General features: G+C 62.8%; 16 protein-coding genes and 1 riboswitch. Of the genes, 8 read left to right on the plus strand and 8 right to left on the minus strand.

Annotated features, from left to right (window positions below; all coding sequences use genetic code 11):
- Positions 1-39 precede the first annotated feature (39 nt).
- Positions 40-885, minus strand: a complete 846-nt coding sequence (gene metF / locus QOS90_RS02825; RefSeq protein ID WP_027592451.1) for a methylenetetrahydrofolate reductase [NAD(P)H] — start codon at positions 883-885, stop codon at positions 40-42.
- Positions 886-1,022: 137 nt separating this feature from the next.
- A complete protein-coding gene (ahcY, locus tag QOS90_RS02830; protein WP_027592452.1) occupies positions 1,023-2,432 on the minus strand; it encodes an adenosylhomocysteinase in 1,410 nt (469 codons plus the stop codon).
- A gap of 20 nt (positions 2,433-2,452) precedes the next feature.
- A riboswitch (S-adenosyl-L-homocysteine riboswitch) is annotated at positions 2,453-2,549 on the minus strand.
- Between the two features lie 179 nt (positions 2,550-2,728).
- On the opposite strand from ahcY, the gene QOS90_RS02835 reads away from it, so the two are divergent.
- Complete coding sequence (locus tag QOS90_RS02835) at positions 2,729-3,130, plus strand: acyl-CoA thioesterase (protein WP_027592453.1); 402 nt, start codon at positions 2,729-2,731, stop codon at positions 3,128-3,130.
- A 139-nt stretch (positions 3,131-3,269) separates the two neighbouring features.
- Here the strand turns inward: QOS90_RS02835 and QOS90_RS02840 are convergent, their stop codons facing one another.
- Positions 3,270-4,505 carry a cation:proton antiporter gene (locus tag QOS90_RS02840; RefSeq protein ID WP_027592454.1) on the minus strand — a complete coding sequence of 412 codons (1,236 nt, stop codon included), beginning with the start codon at positions 4,503-4,505 and terminating at the stop codon, positions 3,270-3,272.
- A 260-nt stretch (positions 4,506-4,765) separates the two neighbouring features.
- On the opposite strand from QOS90_RS02840, the gene QOS90_RS02845 reads away from it, so the two are divergent.
- Both QOS90_RS02845 and QOS90_RS02850 read left to right on the plus strand, forming a co-directional pair.
- Complete coding sequence (locus tag QOS90_RS02845) at positions 4,766-5,599, plus strand: EamA family transporter (RefSeq protein ID WP_027592455.1); 834 nt, start codon at positions 4,766-4,768, stop codon at positions 5,597-5,599.
- A 28-nt stretch (positions 5,600-5,627) separates the two neighbouring features.
- Positions 5,628-6,014 (plus strand): MAPEG family protein, encoded by a 387-nt coding sequence (locus QOS90_RS02850; RefSeq protein ID WP_027592456.1) that lies wholly within the window; start codon positions 5,628-5,630, stop codon positions 6,012-6,014.
- A gap of 113 nt (positions 6,015-6,127) precedes the next feature.
- On the opposite strand, the gene mltA is transcribed toward QOS90_RS02850, so the two are convergent.
- Complete coding sequence (mltA, locus tag QOS90_RS02855) at positions 6,128-7,279, minus strand: murein transglycosylase A (protein ID WP_085272277.1); 1,152 nt, start codon at positions 7,277-7,279, stop codon at positions 6,128-6,130.
- Between the two features lie 118 nt (positions 7,280-7,397).
- Between mltA and QOS90_RS02860 the strand changes: the two genes are divergently transcribed.
- Entirely contained in the window at positions 7,398-7,844 is a 447-nt protein-coding gene (locus QOS90_RS02860; RefSeq protein WP_085272278.1) for a c-type cytochrome, read from the plus strand.
- 122 nt (positions 7,845-7,966) lie between these two features.
- Here QOS90_RS02860 and QOS90_RS02865 read toward each other — a convergent pair whose 3' ends face one another.
- From QOS90_RS02865 to QOS90_RS02880, 4 genes are all read right to left on the minus strand, one after another.
- Positions 7,967-8,359 (minus strand): DUF1090 domain-containing protein, encoded by a 393-nt coding sequence (locus QOS90_RS02865; protein ID WP_027592459.1) that lies wholly within the window; start codon positions 8,357-8,359, stop codon positions 7,967-7,969.
- Between the two features lie 131 nt (positions 8,360-8,490).
- A complete protein-coding gene (gene ligB / locus QOS90_RS02870) occupies positions 8,491-10,191 on the minus strand; it encodes an NAD-dependent DNA ligase LigB (RefSeq protein ID WP_085272279.1) in 1,701 nt (566 codons plus the stop codon).
- Positions 10,192-10,335: 144 nt separating this feature from the next.
- Complete coding sequence (gene metK / locus QOS90_RS02875) at positions 10,336-11,526, minus strand: methionine adenosyltransferase (RefSeq protein ID WP_027592460.1); 1,191 nt, start codon at positions 11,524-11,526, stop codon at positions 10,336-10,338.
- A 19-nt stretch (positions 11,527-11,545) separates the two neighbouring features.
- On the minus strand, positions 11,546-12,538 hold the full coding sequence (locus QOS90_RS02880; protein WP_027592461.1) for an ArsR/SmtB family transcription factor: 993 nt from the start codon (positions 12,536-12,538) through the stop codon (positions 11,546-11,548).
- Between the two features lie 225 nt (positions 12,539-12,763).
- Between QOS90_RS02880 and tkt the strand changes: the two genes are divergently transcribed.
- The 4 genes from tkt to QOS90_RS02900 all read left to right on the plus strand — a co-directional run bounded on the left by tkt (position 12,764) and on the right by QOS90_RS02900 (position 17,402).
- A complete protein-coding gene (tkt, locus tag QOS90_RS02885; RefSeq protein WP_085272280.1) occupies positions 12,764-14,761 on the plus strand; it encodes a transketolase in 1,998 nt (665 codons plus the stop codon).
- Between the two features lie 152 nt (positions 14,762-14,913).
- Positions 14,914-15,975: an erythrose-4-phosphate dehydrogenase gene (gene epd, locus QOS90_RS02890; RefSeq protein WP_027592463.1), complete on the plus strand. Its 1,062-nt coding sequence runs from the start codon at positions 14,914-14,916 to the stop codon at positions 15,973-15,975.
- 12 nt (positions 15,976-15,987) lie between these two features.
- Entirely contained in the window at positions 15,988-17,151 is a 1,164-nt protein-coding gene (locus QOS90_RS02895; RefSeq protein WP_027592464.1) for a phosphoglycerate kinase, read from the plus strand.
- Complete coding sequence (locus QOS90_RS02900; RefSeq protein WP_027592465.1) at positions 17,151-17,402, plus strand: hypothetical protein; 252 nt, start codon at positions 17,151-17,153, stop codon at positions 17,400-17,402. The genes QOS90_RS02895 and QOS90_RS02900 overlap by 1 nt, the downstream gene beginning before the upstream one ends.
- The last annotated feature ends 10 nt before the right edge of the window (positions 17,403-17,412 follow it).

Consider the following 17,412-nt stretch of genomic DNA (forward strand, 5'->3'; position numbering starts at 1 on the left):
AGCCTTAATCATTTCTTAATCAGATATTGCCAAAAAGTTTCAGCGAGGCAGCTTCAGGTTGTTCCAGATCGCTAGGCTCGCTTCGGCCTGGTTCAGCGTATAGAAGTGCAAGCCCGGTGCGCCGCCTTGCAGCAGTTGTTCACACATGCGGGTGATCACTTCTTCGCCGAAGGCCTGGATGCTGGCGGTGTCGTCGCCATAGGCTTCCAGCTGCTTGCGGATCCAGCGCGGGATCTCGGCGCCGCAGGCGTCGGAGAACCGGGCCAGCTTGCTGTAGTTGGTGATTGGCATGATGCCGGGCACCACCGGGATATCGACGCCCAGTTTCTGCGCACGCTCGACAAAATAGAAATAGCTGTCGGCGTTGAAGAAGTATTGGGTGATGGCGCTGTCGGCACCGGCCTTGACCTTGTGCACGAAGTTGGCCAGGTCGATCTCGAAGTTGCGGGCCTGGGGGTGCATCTCGGGGTAGGCCGCCACTTCCAGGTGGAAGTGATCACCGGTTTCCTGGCGGATGAATTCGACCAGGTCGCTGGCGTAGCGCAGCTCGCCGCTGGCCATGCCCATGCCGGAAGGCAGGTCGCCACGCAGGGCAACGATGCGCTTGATGCCAGCAGCCTTGTACTCGGCAAGCAGGGCGCGCAGCTCTTCTTTGGTGTCGCCGACGCACGACAGGTGCGGTGCGGCAGGCACTTTCACTTCGCTCTCCAGCTGCAGCACGGTGTTCAGTGTGCGGTCGCGGGTAGAGCCGCCGGCACCGTAGGTGCAGGAGAAGAAATCGGGGTTGTAGGTGGCCAGCTGGCGGGCAACGCCCATCAGCTTTTCGTGACCGGCATCGGTCTTGGTCGGGAAGAATTCGAAACTGTAGCGGCGTTCTTGTGACATCTCTGTTTCCTCAGCTGCAGGCCATGAGCCGCACGCTGCAAGTAAAAGCCAGGGCGGTGGGGGCCGGCCTGGCTTGGGCATCGATCAAGATTAAACGACTACAAGCGCCCGCCGGCATGCCGCCGGGCGCTTGCCGCTTAGTAGCGGTACGCGTGTGGCTTGAACGGGCCTTCGACAGTCACGCCGATGTAGTCGGCTTGCTGCTGGGTCAGCTGGGTGACCACGCCGCCGAAGCCGCGGACCATTTCCAGGGCCACTTCTTCGTCGAGCTTCTTGGGCAGCACTTCAACGGTCAGGCGTTCGGCTTTCTTCTCGGCCGACAGGTCGGCGTACTTCTGCTCGAACAGGAAGATCTGTGCCAGCACCTGGTTGGCGAACGAACCGTCCATGATGCGGCTTGGGTGACCGGTGGCGTTACCCAGGTTCACCAGGCGGCCTTCAGCCAGCAGGATCAGGTAGTCGTCGTTTTGCGGGTCGAAGCTGCCAGCGCCGGTGCGGTGGATCTTGTGCACCTGCGGCTTGACCTCTTCCCAGGCCCAGTTCTTGCGCATGAAGGCGGTGTCGATCTCGTTGTCGAAGTGGCCGATGTTGCAGACCACGGCACGCTTCTTCAGGGCCTTGAGCATGTTGGCGTCGCAGACGTTGACGTTACCGGTGGTGGTGACGATCAGGTCGATCTTGCCCAGCAGCGCTTTGTCGATGCTGGCCTCGGTGCCGTTGTTGATGCCGTCGATGAACGGCGAGACCAGCTCGAAGCCGTCCATGCAGGCTTGCATGGCGCAGATCGGGTCAACTTCGGTGACCTTGACGATCATGCCTTCCTGACGCAGGGACTGGGCCGAGCCCTTGCCCACGTCACCGTAGCCGATCACCAGGGCTTGCTTGCCCGACAGCAGGTGGTCGGTGCCACGCTTGATGGCGTCGTTCAGGCTGTGACGGCAGCCGTACTTGTTGTCGTTCTTGCTCTTGGTGACCGAGTCGTTGACGTTGATCGCCGGGACTTTCAGCTCGCCCTTGGCCAGCATGTCCAGCAGGCGGTGCACGCCGGTGGTGGTCTCTTCGGTGACACCGTGGACGCGGTCCAGAACGGCTGGGTACTTCTTGTGCAGCAGTTCGGTCAGGTCGCCGCCGTCGTCGAGGATCATGTTGGCGTCCCATGGCTGGCCATCCTTGAGGATGGTCTGCTCCAGGCACCACTCGTACTCTTCCTCGGTTTCGCCTTTCCAGGCGAACACCGGGATACCGGCGGCAGCGATGGAGGCAGCGGCCTGGTCCTGGGTGGAGAAGATGTTGCAGGACGACCAGCGCACTTCGGCACCCAGGGCAACCAGGGTTTCGATCAGCACGGCAGTCTGAATGGTCATGTGGATGCAGCCCAGAATCTTCGCACCCTTGAGCGGTTGCTCGGCGAGGTACTTGCGACGCAGGCCCATCAGTGCAGGCATTTCCGATTCGGCGATGATGGTTTCGCGACGGCCCCAGGCAGCCAGGGAGATGTCAGCGACTTTGAAATCGGTAAAACCAGCAGGCGTGTTTACAGCGCTCATGAGAGCCTCCATTCGTAGTGTGCGAATGGGCGCCGTTGTGCGTTGAGCGTCCGCAGGAGCGGACAACGCCCCATCCGAGCCTGACAGGCCTAGCCTGCTGCAGCGCCCCTCGGACAGGTGGCGGGCATGGCCGCCGCTGCGGGTGGCCAAGTGAAGCGGCAGGATTATAGCCGCGACAGGGACCTTCGCCCAAGGTTTTCTGTCGATTAATCGAGACGATAGTCGATGTTCAATGGAGCGGCGACGGCCGCTCTGCCATCATGAATGCACGTTAGCCAAGCAGGTTAGGAGTACCGATGAACTTTCACACCCGCAAATGGGTAAAACCCGAAGACCTCAACCCCAATGGCACCCTGTTCGGTGGCAGCCTGTTGCGCTGGATCGACGAAGAAGCGGCGATTTACGCCATCGTCCAGTTGGGCAACCAGCGTGTGGTGACCAAGTACATGTCGGAGATCAACTTCGTCAGTGCCTCACGCCAGGGCGACATCATCGAACTGGGCATCACCGCCACTGAATTCGGCCGCACTTCGATTACCCTGAAGTGCGAAGTGCGCAACAAGATCACCCGCAAGAGCATCCTGACCGTCGACAAGATGGTGTTCGTCAACCTCGGCGAAGATGGCATGCCTGCGGCTCACGGGCGCACCGAGATCAAATATGTCCAGGACCAGTTCCCGGACAGCGCCGTGGAGTAGATTGCTGGGGGCTGCGCAGCAGCCCCATCGCCGGCAAGCCGGCTCCCACAGGTTAGGCGCATTGCAGCCACAAGGCCTTCGCAAAGCCCTGTGGGAGTCGGCTTGCCGGCGAAAGGGCCGCAAAGCGGCACCCTTGTTTTCAGGGCTGGGCGCTAACCTTGCGCACCACCCGCCCGATGCTCAGCCCCTGCACCAGGATCGACGACAACACCACGATGTAGGTGATCGACAGCAGCAGGTCACGTTCCTCACCCAGCGGCAGCGACAGTGCCAGCGCTACCGACACGCCGCCGCGCAGGCCGCCCCAGGTCAGTACCCGCACGGTGCCTTTCGGCACACTCCGCCAGCGGCGCAGCAGCAAGATTGCCGGGGCCACGGTAAGCAGCCGCGACAGCAGGACCGCCAGTGCCAGCACACCGCCGGCCGCCAGGTGCATCCAGTTGAACGGCAGCAGCAGAAGCTCAAGGCCGATCAGCGCGAACAGCAGGGCGTTGAGCATGTCATCGATCAACTCCCAGAAACCGTCCATGTAGCGCCGGGTCATGTCGTTCATCGCCAGGTTGCGCCCCATGTTGCCGATGATCAGGCCGGCGACCACCATGGCGATCGGTGCAGAAACGTGCAGTTCGTAGCACATTGCCGAGCCACCGATGACCAGCGCCAAGGTCAGCATAACCTCGACCTGGTACTGCTCGACGCTCTTGATCATGCGGTAGGTGGCGTAGCCGATCACGCCGCCGAACACCACGCCGCCAATGGCCTCGCGGGCGAACAGCACCGCTGTGTCATAGGCACTGGGGGTTTCGCCGAGCTGGATGATGCCCAGCAGCACGGTGAACACCACGACCGCGGTGCCGTCGTTGAACAGCGACTCGCCGACGATGGTGGTTTTCAGCGGCTTGGAGGCATTGGCGGTGCGCAATGCGCCGAGCACGGCAATTGGGTCGGTGGGCGAGATCAGCGCGCCGAACAGCAGGCAGTAGATCAGCGGAACCTGCCAGCCGAACATCGCGAACACCCAGTGCGACAGGTAGCCGATCACCACGGTGGCGATCAGTACGCCGATGGTCGCCAGCAGGCCGATCGGCCAGCGATAGCTGCGCAGGTCTGAGAGGTTGACGTGCAAGGCGCCGGCGAACAGCAGGAATGCCAGCATCCAGTGCATCAGCAAATCGTTGAAGTCGATCTGGTTCATCAGGCCTTCGACGCGCTCTTCGAGGCCAGGGAAGCCAATCAGGCTAAGCCCTTGCAGCATCAACGAGAACAGCAGTGCCGTGACCATCACGCCAATGGCGGGTGGCAGGCCGATGAAGCGGTAGTTGACGTAGGTGAGAAGGGTGGTAAGGCAGATAAACGCGGCAACTAATTCAAGCATCCCAAATCCTGTAACAGTGGCTTCCAAGTCGTACCCGAATGACTCGGGCAGTTCTTTGATGACCTGGCGAGGGCTTCGGGGCACACCTTTGACCGGAATTGTTGGAATCGTTCATGTGTAGGGCTTGAGTTGTGCGATGGTTTTAGATGCGCCGCCCGCGCGGCGCCCGACTTCGTAAGCGCTGAACATCTTCCGACATACGCACACCAGACTGAAGACGATATATTCGTGCCTCAATAACGTCACAAGGACTTGAAGGCGTGTTGGCAACTTCCCTGGTACTGGTCGCCGCCCTCCTGCATGCGACCTGGAACACCCTGATCAAATTCAGCGGCGAACGCTTGTTGGTGATTGCCAGCATGGACACGGTCGCCTTGGCTTTTGCCGTGCTGGCCGTGGCCTTTGTCGAGGTGCCTCCCGCCGAAATCTGGCCCTGGTTGGTCGCCTCGGCGCTGGCCGAACAGTTGTACCGCTATCTGCTGATCCAGGCCTATCGGGTTGGCGACCTGGGGCTGGTCTATCCTCTGATGCGCGGGCTGTCGCCGCTGGTGGTGCTGGGCTTGACCCTGGCCTTTGCCGGGGAATCGCTGAGCCAGCAGCAGATCATCGGCATCCTGCTCATTCCGTGTGGCATGGCGTGCCTGCTGTGGCAGGGGGGCGGTGGTGATCGGCTGCCTTGGTCGATGTTGCCCGTGGTGGCGCTGATTGGCCTGTGCATCGGTTGCTACACCTGGTTCGACGGCCAGGCGGTGCGGCTGTGGGGCAAGCCTTGGGACTACCTGGTATGGCTGACCTTGCTCAGTGCCTGGCCTTTCCCGCTGCTGGCCAGTGTGGCGCGCCGGGCACCGTTTGTGCTGTTTTGGCGAACCCAATGGCGGCTGGGGTTGGCCGTAGGGCTTTGCGTGCTGTTCAGTTATGCCCTGGTGCTGTGGGCCATGCACCTGGGGTCGGTGGCCGAGGCGGCGGCGCTGCGGGAATTGAGCGTGATCCTGGTGGTGCTGTTGGGTATGCGCTACCTCAAAGAACCTTTTGGCGGGCCAAGACTCCTAGCTTGCGGGCTGGTGCTGGCAGGCATGCTGGTAATGAAGCTCTAACCTTTCGATTGAACAAGGAGTGCTGTCCATGACCGTTGCCCTGTGGTGCATCCTGATTGCCCTGGTATTGCCGCCGCTTTGTGCATTGATCGCCAAAGTGAGCAGTGGCCGCTTCGGCCTCAAGGACAATCACGATCCGCGTGCCTTCCTGGACACGCTATCGGGCCTGCCACGCCGAGCCCATGCGGCGCAGCAGAATAGCTACGAAGCGTTTCCCGCGTTTGCGGCGGCCGTGCTGGTGGCAGATATCGTCGGCAATGCCGAGCAGGTGACGCAGGACGTGCTGGGCGTGATGTACATCACCAGCCGGTTGCTCTACATCATCTGCTACCTGGCGGACTGGGCGGCATTGCGGTCAGTGGTGTGGTTTGCCGGGTTGGCGTTGATCGTGGCGTTTTTCGTGGTTTCCGCCTGAAACCGAGTTGCCCTCTTCGCGGGTAAACCCGCTCCCACAAGGTCTAGCGCAGCCTGGAAGGTTTTCACAAGCCCTGTGGGAGCGGGTTTACCCGCGAAGAAGTCAGCGCAGAATCAAAGGACTTTCGGTACTTCAGGCAGCGGTTTGCCTTTAGGCCACAGCATCCAGATCTGCCCTTGCTGCTTCATGTTCCCGGCCAGCTCACCGGCTTCTGGCCCAGTCCCCCAGAACAGGTCTGCACGTACCTCACCGGCAATGGCCCCCCCGGTATCCTGAGCGCCTACCGGCCGCACCACCGGGGTACCATCCGGGCGCGTCGTGGATAACCACAGCAGGCTGCCCAACGGAATCACCTTGCGGTCGATCGCCACGCTGTAGCCGGCCGTCAGTGGCACGTTGAGCGAGCCGCGCGGGCCTTCGTTACTGTCGGGGCGGGTGCTGAAAAACACGTAGCTAGGGTTGCTGGCCAGCAGCTCTGGTACCCGCTGCGGGTTGGCCTGCGCCCAGGCATGAATGCTGCCCATGCTCACGTCTTCTTTCTTCAGCTGGCCCTGTTCCACCAGCCAACGCCCAATCGGCCGGTAGGGGTGGCCATTTTGGTCGGCGTAGCCCAGGCGCAGCTGGCGGCCATCTTCCAGTTGTACCCGGCCCGAACCCTGTATCTGCAGGAACTGCAAGTCCATCGGGTCGGTCAGCCAGGCCAGCACCGGGGCTTTTACGCCCTCACGGTTGATGACTTCGGCTGTGTCGTAAGGCTTGAGCACCCGGCCATCGAGTCGCCCGCGCAGGCGCTTACCTTTGAGCTCTGGGTACACGCTGGCGAGGTCGACCACGATCATGTCGTCGGGCACGCCGTACACCGCTACGTGGTTGGTTTCGGTCGGTTTCAGGCTGCCCGGGTAGACCGGCTCGTAGTAGCCAGTGATCAGGCCGTTGGCGTTGTTCTCGGCCGAGCGCAAGCCATAGACCTGCAGGTTTTGCTGCAGGAAGGCGCGTATTTGCAGTGCATCGTCCGGCACGCTGGCAGCGGCCTCGCAGGTGGTGGCCCAGACGGCGTCGCGCTTGAGTTTTTCACAGCCATTGCGCCACGCGTGGAAGCCGGCCACCAGGTCGGTGTCGCTGACGCTGGGCAGGTCCTGCCAGGTGGCACTGGCATAGGTGGCAATGGCATGGGGCTCAGGTTTGGCGTTCTCGCCGCCGTTGCAGCCGGCCAGCAGGGCCAGCGCCGGGAGTGTCCAGGCCAGGTGGCGCAGGGCAGATTTCATAGGGGGGTTCCTGTCAGGGCGAACATGAAGATTCGCCCCTGTGTTTTATGTGGCTATTGGTCTTTGGCCCTTGGCCGGCGATACTGGCCGCCCATTCTCGTAGGCCGTAGTGACCGTGATGTTCAAGCGATTGACCGTTGTTCTGCTCGCAGCCCTTGCCCTGAGTGCCTGTGACCGTGTGGACCCGAACTCGCCGCTGGGCCAGCGCAAGGCGATCTTCAAGGACATGCTCAAGACCAGCGAGGACCTGGGTGGCATGCTGCGCGGCCGCTTGCCGTTCGACGGGGTGAAGTTCTCCGAAGGGGCCGTGAAGCTCGACAGCCTGTCGCACCAGCCGTGGCAGCACTTCCCCCAAGCGCGCGATGGCGGTGACAGCAGCGCGCGAGCGGAGGTGTGGGAGCGTCAGGCGCGGTTCCATGACCTTGCCCGGCAACTGGAGGGCGTGACCGGTGAATTGGTCGATGCGACCCGGGGCCAGCCGCTGGACGTTGCACAGCTCAAGGGGCCGATGGACAAGGTCGAGGCAGCGTGCAAGGCTTGCCATACCGAATTCCGCAATCATTGATCGCCTGTGAGCGCCTTATCGCCGGCAAGCCGGCTCCCACAGGAAACACACAGCCCTTGAGAGCAGTGGAGTGCCTGTGGGAGCCGGCTTGCCGGCGATAAGGCGCTCACGGACGCTGCACCTCAGCGGTCGAGTTCGTCGACCGCTTCCTGCAGTTCTTTGCGCGACTCGGCGAGTTTGTCTTTACGCTTGTTTATCTTTTCAGCATCGCCTTTCTTTTCGGCTTTCTTCAGGTCTTTTTCGCGTTGCGCGACTTCATGGCGCGCATCGAGCACCTTTTGTTCACGCTCTTTTCGCAGGCTGGTTTCTGTACAGTTTTTTGCACCTTCCAGTGCCTGCTCGAGCCCCGCAACCTGGTCACTGTTGCCGTGTTCGCGGGCAATCTTCAGTTGGTTCTCGATGGCGCTGCGTTTGGCCGCGCAGCCAGTCAGGCCGGCATCCGGCTCGGCAGCCTGCACGGCGCCAGCAGCCAGGCCCAGTGTTGCGAGCAAGAAAAGAGTCGAAATACGTTTCATGAAAAGCCTCCTGAACGGGGCGGGGCAGAAAAGTTGGGGGAAATCCTGCCTTGGTTTTTCCTATTTAGAAACCCTTGTTGGTTTTTTATGGCCGAAACTCAGACTTTCCTTGCGTGGGATTTGGTAAAAAATCATTGCGCGAGCGGTTTGTTGCTGATTTGGAACGCGTTTACGCCGGCCTCGTTTAACTGCGCCGCAATGGCTTGAGTTTCGTTGGCCGTAAAAAACGCTTCAAGCTGACGCGCGCGCACTGCGCCGATACCCGGCATGGCGTGCCAATCATCGGCCGTGCGCGAGGACAGCTGCGCCCAATCACCGTCGAGCTGGATGCCACCCGGTACGGGTGCGCCAAGCGCGCGCAGCCAGCGGGAGAAGGGCTGTGCTCGGGCGCCTTCGAAGGCGTGCAGCAGCTGCGTGGCGGTGGCGTCGCTGATGCCCGGTACCTGGCCCAGGCGCTGAGCATCGAGTTGCAGCCAATCCGTCATCGAAGTGACCAACCCAGCCCCGACCAGGCGCTGCCACGTACCTGGCCCGGTGCGCGGCATTGCCAGCCCCTGCTTGCCACTTAGCCATGTAAGCCGCGCAATGAACTGCTCGTCGCAACCGTCGTCTGCGTGCCAGCAGCTATGGGGGTGGTAGCGCTCCGGTTGCGGCGCTGCAACCGGCTGGCGTAGGGCCGCGCGGTGCACCACGTGCTCGAAACGCGGAATGGTCAGGCCGGCCAGGCTGATTGCTACCTGATCACCCGGCGCAATGTCGAGGCGCTGCCAGCGTGCCAGTGAGCCCAGGCTGACCTGTGTGATCAGCCGGTCGTCCAGCTTGACCGGGTGCAGGCGCAGCACCGGCGTGACCCTGCCCGTGCGACCGACCCGGAAGCGTACCTCACGTACCTCTGCCAAGGCTTGGGCGTAGGGGTATTTCCAGGCTGCCAGCCAGTAGGGCGGCTTGGCCTGCCAACGCTCGGCAGGAGGCCGACTGCTCTGGCGCAGGATGACGCCGTCGGTGGCGAAGGGCAGAGGTGAGCGGTACCAGTGCTGGCGCCAGTGTGCGGCATCGGCGATGGAGTCGATGGCAACGCTGTAGCGCTGGCTGTCGGGGAAGCCCAGTTGGGCCAGCTGCGACAGGCGCTCGGCCTGGCTGCTGGGGCCCTGTGGCCAATCCCAGACGAACAGGCCGATGCTGGCGCCTTGTTCAGCGCTGAGCTGCTTGCGGCCGAGCAGCCCTGCCACGGTGCCCCGCGCCTTGGCGCTGCCCGCCTGGGCTTGCACGTGCTGGTCCAGGCGCAGATACAGCTCACCCTGCAACACCAGGTCAAGGGCCTGGGGCAGTTGCCGGGTAATGGCATCGAGGTGCGGGATGTGGCGGCTCCAGTCGTGCCCCTGGGCCCCGTCACCCCGGCTCAGCAACTGTACGAGTTGCCCCTGTCGGTAGAGCAAGGATACCGCCACCCCATCGACCTTCGGCTGCACCCACAGGCCAGCCTTGCCGGCCATCCAGCGGCCGACGGCCTGCTCGTCGCCCAGCTTGTCGACGCCTGTATGCGGGACGGGGTGGGTAATCGGGCCGCGCGCCGTGGCCAGTGGCGCGGGTTGCGCCTGCAGGCCGAAGCATTGCTGCCAGTGTTCCAGGCGTTGCCGGCTCTGGTCATACAGTTCATCTGCTACCTGGGTGATGCCCAGGCGATGGTAGCCGTCGTCCCATTGGGCAATCGTGCTGCGAAGGTGGGTGACCTCGGCGTGGGCTTGTTTGGCGTCCCAGTCGGGGCAGGGGCTGGCGTGCGCCAGCGAGGTATATAGCGATAGCAGCAGTGCGAACAACAGCATGAACGGCATGGCCAGCATCCTTGCATGGCGGGTGGGAACCCTCAGCCTAGGCAGGCTAGGTGCCGATTGCCGTGAACAGTTGTCAGCCGATATGTCACAAAAAAGCCCCTGCCGATTGCTCGGCAGGGGCTTTCGTCCAGCGCTGTAGGAAACTTACAGGCCGGCAGCGTCACGCAGCGACTGGGCGCGGTCGGTGCGTTCCCAGGTGAAGGTGGTGAAGGTGTCGTCGCCGACTGTCTTCTGCTGCGGGGTGCGGCCGAAGTGGCCGTAGGCCGCGGTTTCCTGGTACATCGGGTGGAGCAGGTCGAGCATCTTGGTGATTGCGTACGGACGCAGGTCGAAGCACTCGCGCACCAGTTGGACGATCTTGTCGTCGGAGACCTTGCCGGTACCGAAGGTATTGATCGAGATGGAGGTTGGCTGAGCTACGCCAATGGCGTAGGAGACCTGGATCTCGCAACGCTCGGCCAGGCCGGCGGCGACGATGTTCTTGGCCACGTAGCGACCGGCGTAGGCGGCGGAACGGTCGACCTTGGACGGGTCCTTGCCGGAGAACGCGCCACCACCGTGGCGGGCCATGCCGCCGTAGGAGTCGACGATGATCTTGCGGCCGGTCAGGCCACAGTCACCCACCGGGCCACCGATGATGAAGTTGCCGGTCGGGTTGATGTGGTACTGGGTATCTTTGTGCAGCAGTTCGGCCGGCAGGGTGTGCTTGACGATCAGTTCCATGACCGCTTCTTGCAGGTCTTTTTGCGAGACCTCAGGGTTGTGCTGGGTCGACAGGACCACCGCGTCGATGCCGACTACCTTGCCATTTTCGTAACGGCAGGTGACCTGCGACTTGGCGTCCGGGCGCAGCCACGGCAGCAGGCGCGACTTGCGCGCTTCGGCCTGGCGCTCGACCAGACGGTGCGAGAAGCAGATCGGTGCTGGCATCAGCACGTCGGTTTCGTTGCTGGCGTAGCCGAACATCAGGCCCTGGTCGCCAGCGCCCTGGTCTTCCGGCTTGGAGCGGTCGACGCCCTGGGCGATGTCCACGGACTGCTTGCCGATGATGTTCATCACCGCGCAGGTGGCGCCGTCGAAGCCGACGTCGGAGCTGTTGTAGCCGATGTCGATGATGACTTTACGTACCAGTTCTTCGAGGTCGACCCAGGCGGACGTGGACACTTCGCCAGCGATGATGGCGACACCGGTCTTGACCAAGGTTTCGCAGGCCACGCGGGCGTATTTGTCCTGAGCGATGATGGCATCAAGGACAGCGTCCGAAATCTGGTCGGCGATCTTGTCCGGATGCCCTTCGGACACGGACTCGGAGGTGAAAAGGGAGTATTCGCTCATCTCGAAGGGTTCCTAAAATTTACCGATGGTGTATGTCGCCAGTCGCCCGCTGAAAATGGCGGACCTGTATCTGGAAACCGTTGCGCAAGCCCACATAGAGGCTGTCCCCGGGGACCAGCCCGGCACTATTGGCCCAACGGGCCAGGTCGTCCTGTTCGAAGCCCAGCCAGAGGTCGCCGCAGGCATCGCGCGCCCACCCCTGGTCATGGCTGCACAGTTCGGTGACCAGCAGGCTGCCGCCCGCTTTCACCCGTTTGGCCAGCTGGCGCAGGGCCAGGGCCGGGTCGCTGAAATGGTGCAGCACCATGTTCAGCACAACGCAGTCGGCTGCCACATCCGTTGCATTCAGTGCATCGGCCAACTGCAGGTTCACGTTGTCCAGGCGCTCACGCTGGCAGACCTGGCGGGCCAGCTCGAGCATGGTCGGGCTGTTGTCCAGGGCGGTCACCGTGGCAAAGCGCCGTGCCAGGTCCGGCAGGAAGCCGCCGTCGCCGGGGCCTACTTCCAGCGCGCTGGCGGTGGGCGCGAAGTTCAGCTTGTCGAGCAGCGCCAGCAGGCTTTCGCGGTACTGCGGCAGGCCGGCGATCAGGTCTTGCTGGGCGCGGAATTTTTCTTCCACGCGCAGGAAAAAGTCCTGGCTGGTGGCTGCGCGGCGTTGCTGTACCTGGGCGATGCGCGCCTGCACCGCAGGTGGCAAGGTCAGGTCGTCGACTTCTTCGAGCAACGCCGTGTGCAGACGCCCGCCCAGGCGTAGGCTGTCGGGCAGGGCGCGGCGGTAGAAAATCGCGTTGCCCTCGCGCCGGGTAGCCACCAGCTCGGCCTGGGCCAGCACCTTCAGGTGATGGCTCATGCCGGACTGGCCGATGTCGAAGATTTGCGCCAGCTCGAGCACGCCAAACGAATCGCTGGCCAGTGCGCGCAAAACATTCAGGCGCAGCGCGTCGCCACTGGCTTTGCACAGGGCGGCCAGGGTGTCGCTTCGCTGAGGGATCGATTGCGCACGGAGGTTCATGGGGCGGCAGTCTAGACAGGCATCGTGGCACCCGCAAGGCCAATATCAAAAAGTTTTGATATTGGCGATGAGCTGCAAGGATAGAGCGGCCCCAGCCCATGCTCGCATGCACCTTGCCGCTTAAAGCGTGCCGCTTGACGCTTAAATGTTTGCCCCCAGCCCCCCAGTGGGCGAAAATGGCCGCCTTTTTTCGTATCACAACCTTTCAGCCCCAGGAGATCAGCGATGCCCAGCCGTCGTGAACGTGCCAACGCCATTCGTGCCCTCAGCATGGATGCCGTGCAAAAGGCTAACAGCGGCCACCCAGGTGCCCCTATGGGCATGGCGGATATCGCCGAAGTGCTTTGGCGTGACTACCTGAAGCACAACCCGAGCAACCCAAGCTTCGCCGACCGTGACCGCTTCGTGCTGTCCAACGGCCACGGCTCGATGCTGATCTACTCGCTGCTGCACCTGACCGGCTACGACCTGTCGATCGACGACCTCAAGGCCTTCCGCCAGCTGCACAGCCGTACCCCGGGCCACCCGGAATACGGCTACACCCCAGGCGTAGAGACGACCACCGGCCCACTGGGCCAAGGCCTGGCCAACGCCGTGGGCTTCGCCCTGGCGGAAAAAGTCCTGGGCGCACAGTTCAACCGTGAAGGCCACAACATCGTCGACCACAACACCTACGTGTTCCTCGGCGACGGCTGCATGATGGAAGGTATCTCCCACGAAGTCGCCGCTTTGGCCGGCACCCTGGGCCTGGGCAAGCTGATTGCCTTCTATGACGACAACGGCATCTCCATCGACGGCGAAGTCGAAGGCTGGTTCACCGACGACACGCCGAAGCGTTTCGAAGCCTACAACTGGCAGGTGATCCGCAACGTCGACGGCCATGACGCCGACGAGATCAAGACCGCGATCGAGACTGCACGCAAAAGCGAGCAGCCGACCCTGATCTGCTGCAAGACCATCATCGGCTTCGGTTCGCCGAACAAGCAGGGCAAGGAAGACTGCCACGGCGCACCGCTGGGCAACGACGAAATCGCCCTGGCCCGCAAAGAACTGAATTGGAACCACGGCCCGTTCGAAATCCCGGCCGACATCTATGCCGAGTGGGATGCCAAGGCCGCCGGTGCCAAGGCTGAAGCCGAGTGGAACCAGCGCTTCGACGCCTACGCCGCGGCGTTCCCAGAGCTGGCTGCCGAGTTCAAGCGCCGTGACAGCGGCGAGCTGCCGGCTGACTTCTCCGAGAAGGCCCAGGCCTACATCAACGAAGTCGCTGCCAAAGGCGAGACCATTGCCAGCCGCAAGGCCAGCCAGAATGCCCTGAACGCCTTCGGCCCGCTGCTGCCTGAGTTCCTCGGCGGTTCGGCTGACCTGGCCGGTTCCAACCTGACCCTGTGGAAAGGTTGCAAAGGCGTCGACGCCCATGACGCTAGCGGCAACTACGTCTACTACGGCGTGCGCGAGTTCGGCATGACCGCGATCATGAACGGCGTTGCCCTACACGGCGGCCTGGTGCCTTACGGCGCGACCTTCCTGATGTTCATGGAATACGCCCGCAACGCAGTGCGCATGTCGGCCCTGATGAAGCAGCGCGTAATCCACGTCTACACCCACGACTCCATCGGCCTGGGCGAAGACGGCCCGACTCACCAGCCGATCGAGCAGCTGACCAGCCTGCGCAGCACGCCGAACCTGGACACCTGGCGCCCAGCTGACGCGGTCGAATCGGCCGTGTCCTGGAAAAACGCCCTGGAGCGCAAAGACGGCCCATCGGCGCTGATCTTCTCGCGTCAGAACCTGCAGCATCAGGACCGTAACGCCCAGCAGATCGCTGACATCAGCCGCGGTGGCTACATCCTCAAGGACTGCGCTGGCGAGCCAGAGCTGATCCTGATCGCCACCGGTTCCGAAGTGGGCCTGGCGGTTCAGGCCTTCGACAAGCTGAGCGAGCAAGGCCGCAAGGTCCGCGTGGTTTCCATGCCGTGCACCAGCGTGTTCGACGCCCAGGACGCTGGCTACAAGCAGTCTGTACTGCCACTGGAAGTGGGGGCGCGCATCGCCATCGAAGCTGCCCACGCCGACTTCTGGTACAAGTACGTCGGCCTGGAAGGCCGTATCATCGGCATGACCACCTACGGTGAGTCGGCCCCGGCCTCTGCACTGTTCGAAGAATTCGGCTTCACCCTGGAGAACATCCTGGGCACCGCCGAAGAGCTGCTGGAAGACTGATACAGGCAAAGCGAGGGCCTTTGGCCCTTGTTCGCGGCACAAGGCCGCTCCCACAGGATCTGCATACGCCGCAGTACCCTGTGGGAGCGGCCTTGTGCCGCGAATGGGCCGTATGGCGGCCCCTTTCAACCGACGGATTTCAAGAGCCACCTATGCCCCACCCGCGTCCCTACAAAGTTGCACTCAACGGTTATGGCCGCATCGGCCGCTGTGTCCTGCGCGCGTTGTTCGAGCGGGGGGCGAAGGCCGGTTTCGAGATTGTTGCGTTGAACGACCTGGCCGATCAGGCCAGCCTTGAGTACCTGACACGCTTCGACTCCACCCACGGGCGTTTCCCTGGGGAAGTGAGAGTCGACGGCGACTGTCTGCATATTAACGGCGACTGCGTGAAGGTGATGCGCAGCGCCACCCCGGAAGGCATCGACTGGGCCGCCCTGGACATCGACCTGGTGCTGGAGTGCTCCGGCGCCTACAACACCCGCGCCGATGGCCAGCGTTTTCTTGATGCCGGCGCGCCACGGGTGCTGTTCTCGCAGCCCATGGCCAGCGAGGCGGACGTGGACGCTACGGTGGTCTACGGCATCAACCAGGCATGCCTGACCGGCAGCGAGCGCCTGGTGTCCAACGCGTCCTGCACCACCAACTGCGGCGTGCCGCTGTTGCGCGTGCTGGACCAGGCGTTCGGCATCGAATACGTGCAGATCACCACCATCCACTCGGCGATGAACGACCAGCCGGTGATCGACGCTTACCACCACGAAGACCTGCGCCGTACGCGCTCTGCGTTCCAGTCGGTGATCCCGGTGTCCACGGGCCTTGCGCGCGGCATCGAGCGGCTGCTGCCGGAACTTGCCGGGCGAATTCAGGCCAAAGCGGTACGCGTGCCGACCGTCAACGTCTCATGCCTGGACATCACGCTGCAGACCGCCCGCGACACCAGCGCCGCCGAGGTCAACCGGGTGCTGCGCGAGGCAGCGCTGGAGGGCCCGCTCAAAGGATTGCTGGCCTATACCGAGCTGCCCCACGCCAGCTGTGATTTCAACCACGACCCGCATTCGGCGATCGTCGATGCCAGCCAGACCCGTGTTTCCGGCCCCCGCCTGGTAAACCTGCTGGCTTGGTTCGACAACGAATGGGGGTTCGCCAACCGTATGCTCGACGTTGCCGAACACTATCTGCACGTCGTTCAACCAACCCGCAACAAACAGCCCTGAAGGACTGCATTCATGACCGTGTTGAAGATGACCGACCTCGACCTGCAAGGTAAACGCGTACTGATCCGCGAAGACCTCAACGTGCCTGTGAAGGACGGTGTGGTAGCCAGCGACGCGCGTATCCTGGCAGCGCTGCCGACCATCAAGCTGGCCCTGGAAAAGGGTGCAGCGGTAATGGTCTGCTCGCACCTGGGCCGCCCGACCGAAGGTGAATTCTCTGCCGAGAACAGCCTCAAACCGGTCGCCGACTACTTGAGCAAAGCCCTGGGCCGTGACGTGCCGCTGATCGCCGACTACCTGGAAGGTGTCGAGGTCAAGGCCGGTGACCTGGTGCTGTTCGAGAACGTGCGCTTCAACAAGGGCGAGAAAAAGAACGCCGACGAGCTGGCGCAGAAATACGCGGCCCTGTGCGACGTGTTCGTGATGGACGCGTTCGGCACTGCCCACCGCGCCGAAGGTTCGACCCATGGCGTGGCCAAGTTCGCCAAAGTCGCTGCTGCTGGCCCACTGCTGGCCGCCGAGCTGGATGCCCTGGGCAAGGCGCTGAAAGCCCCGGCCAAGCCAATGGCGGCCATCGTCGCTGGGTCCAAGGTGTCGACCAAACTCGACGTGCTGAACAGCCTGAGCACCGTTTGCGACCTGCTGATCGTAGGTGGTGGCATCGCCAACACCTTCCTGGCGGCTGCTGGCCACCCCGTCGGCAAGTCGCTGTACGAGCCTGACCTGGTCGACACCGCCAAGGCCATCGCTGCCAAGGTCAACGTACCGCTGCCGGTCGACGTGGTGGTTGCCAAGGAATTCGCCGAAAGCGCCGAAGCGACCGTCAAGGCCATTGCCGACGTTGCCGCTGACGACATGATCCTGGACATCGGCCCGCAGACCGCTGCCAACTTCGCCGAGCTGCTGAAGTCGTCGCAGACCATCCTGTGGAACGGCCCGGTTGGCGTGTTCGAGTTCGACCAGTTCGGCAACGGCACCAAAGTGCTGGCCAAGGCCATCGCAGAAAGCGCCGCGTTCTCCATCGCGGGCGGTGGTGACACCCTGGCGGCGATCGACAAATATGGCGTTGGCGCCGATATCTCCTACATTTCTACCGGTGGTGGCGCGTTCCTCGAGTTCGTCGAGGGCAAGGTCCTGCCGGCTGTGGCAATTCTGGAAGAGCGGGCCAAGGCCTGATGACGTTGGCGCTTGGCAAAGGGAGCGACCTGATGGTCAAGCAATTGCCTGTGATGATTCTGGCCGGGATGCTGAGCGCGTGCTCCAGCAGCCCGTCTTCGGATGAAGCCGCGTCGCGGTTGCCCAAGGGCGGCTGCTACCAGTCCGAGTGGCAGGCTGAGACCGTACCGGTCATCAACAAGCGCCTGGGTCCGGATGGCCTGGAAAAGTATGACGAAGACCACCAGCACAAGGCGCCTGGTTGCCCTTGATCGGGTTCTC

The sequence above is a fragment of the Pseudomonas sp. LAIL14HWK12:I10 genome (genome assembly GCF_900184205.1).
Lineage (GTDB): Bacteria > Pseudomonadota > Gammaproteobacteria > Pseudomonadales > Pseudomonadaceae > Aquipseudomonas > Aquipseudomonas kermanshahensis.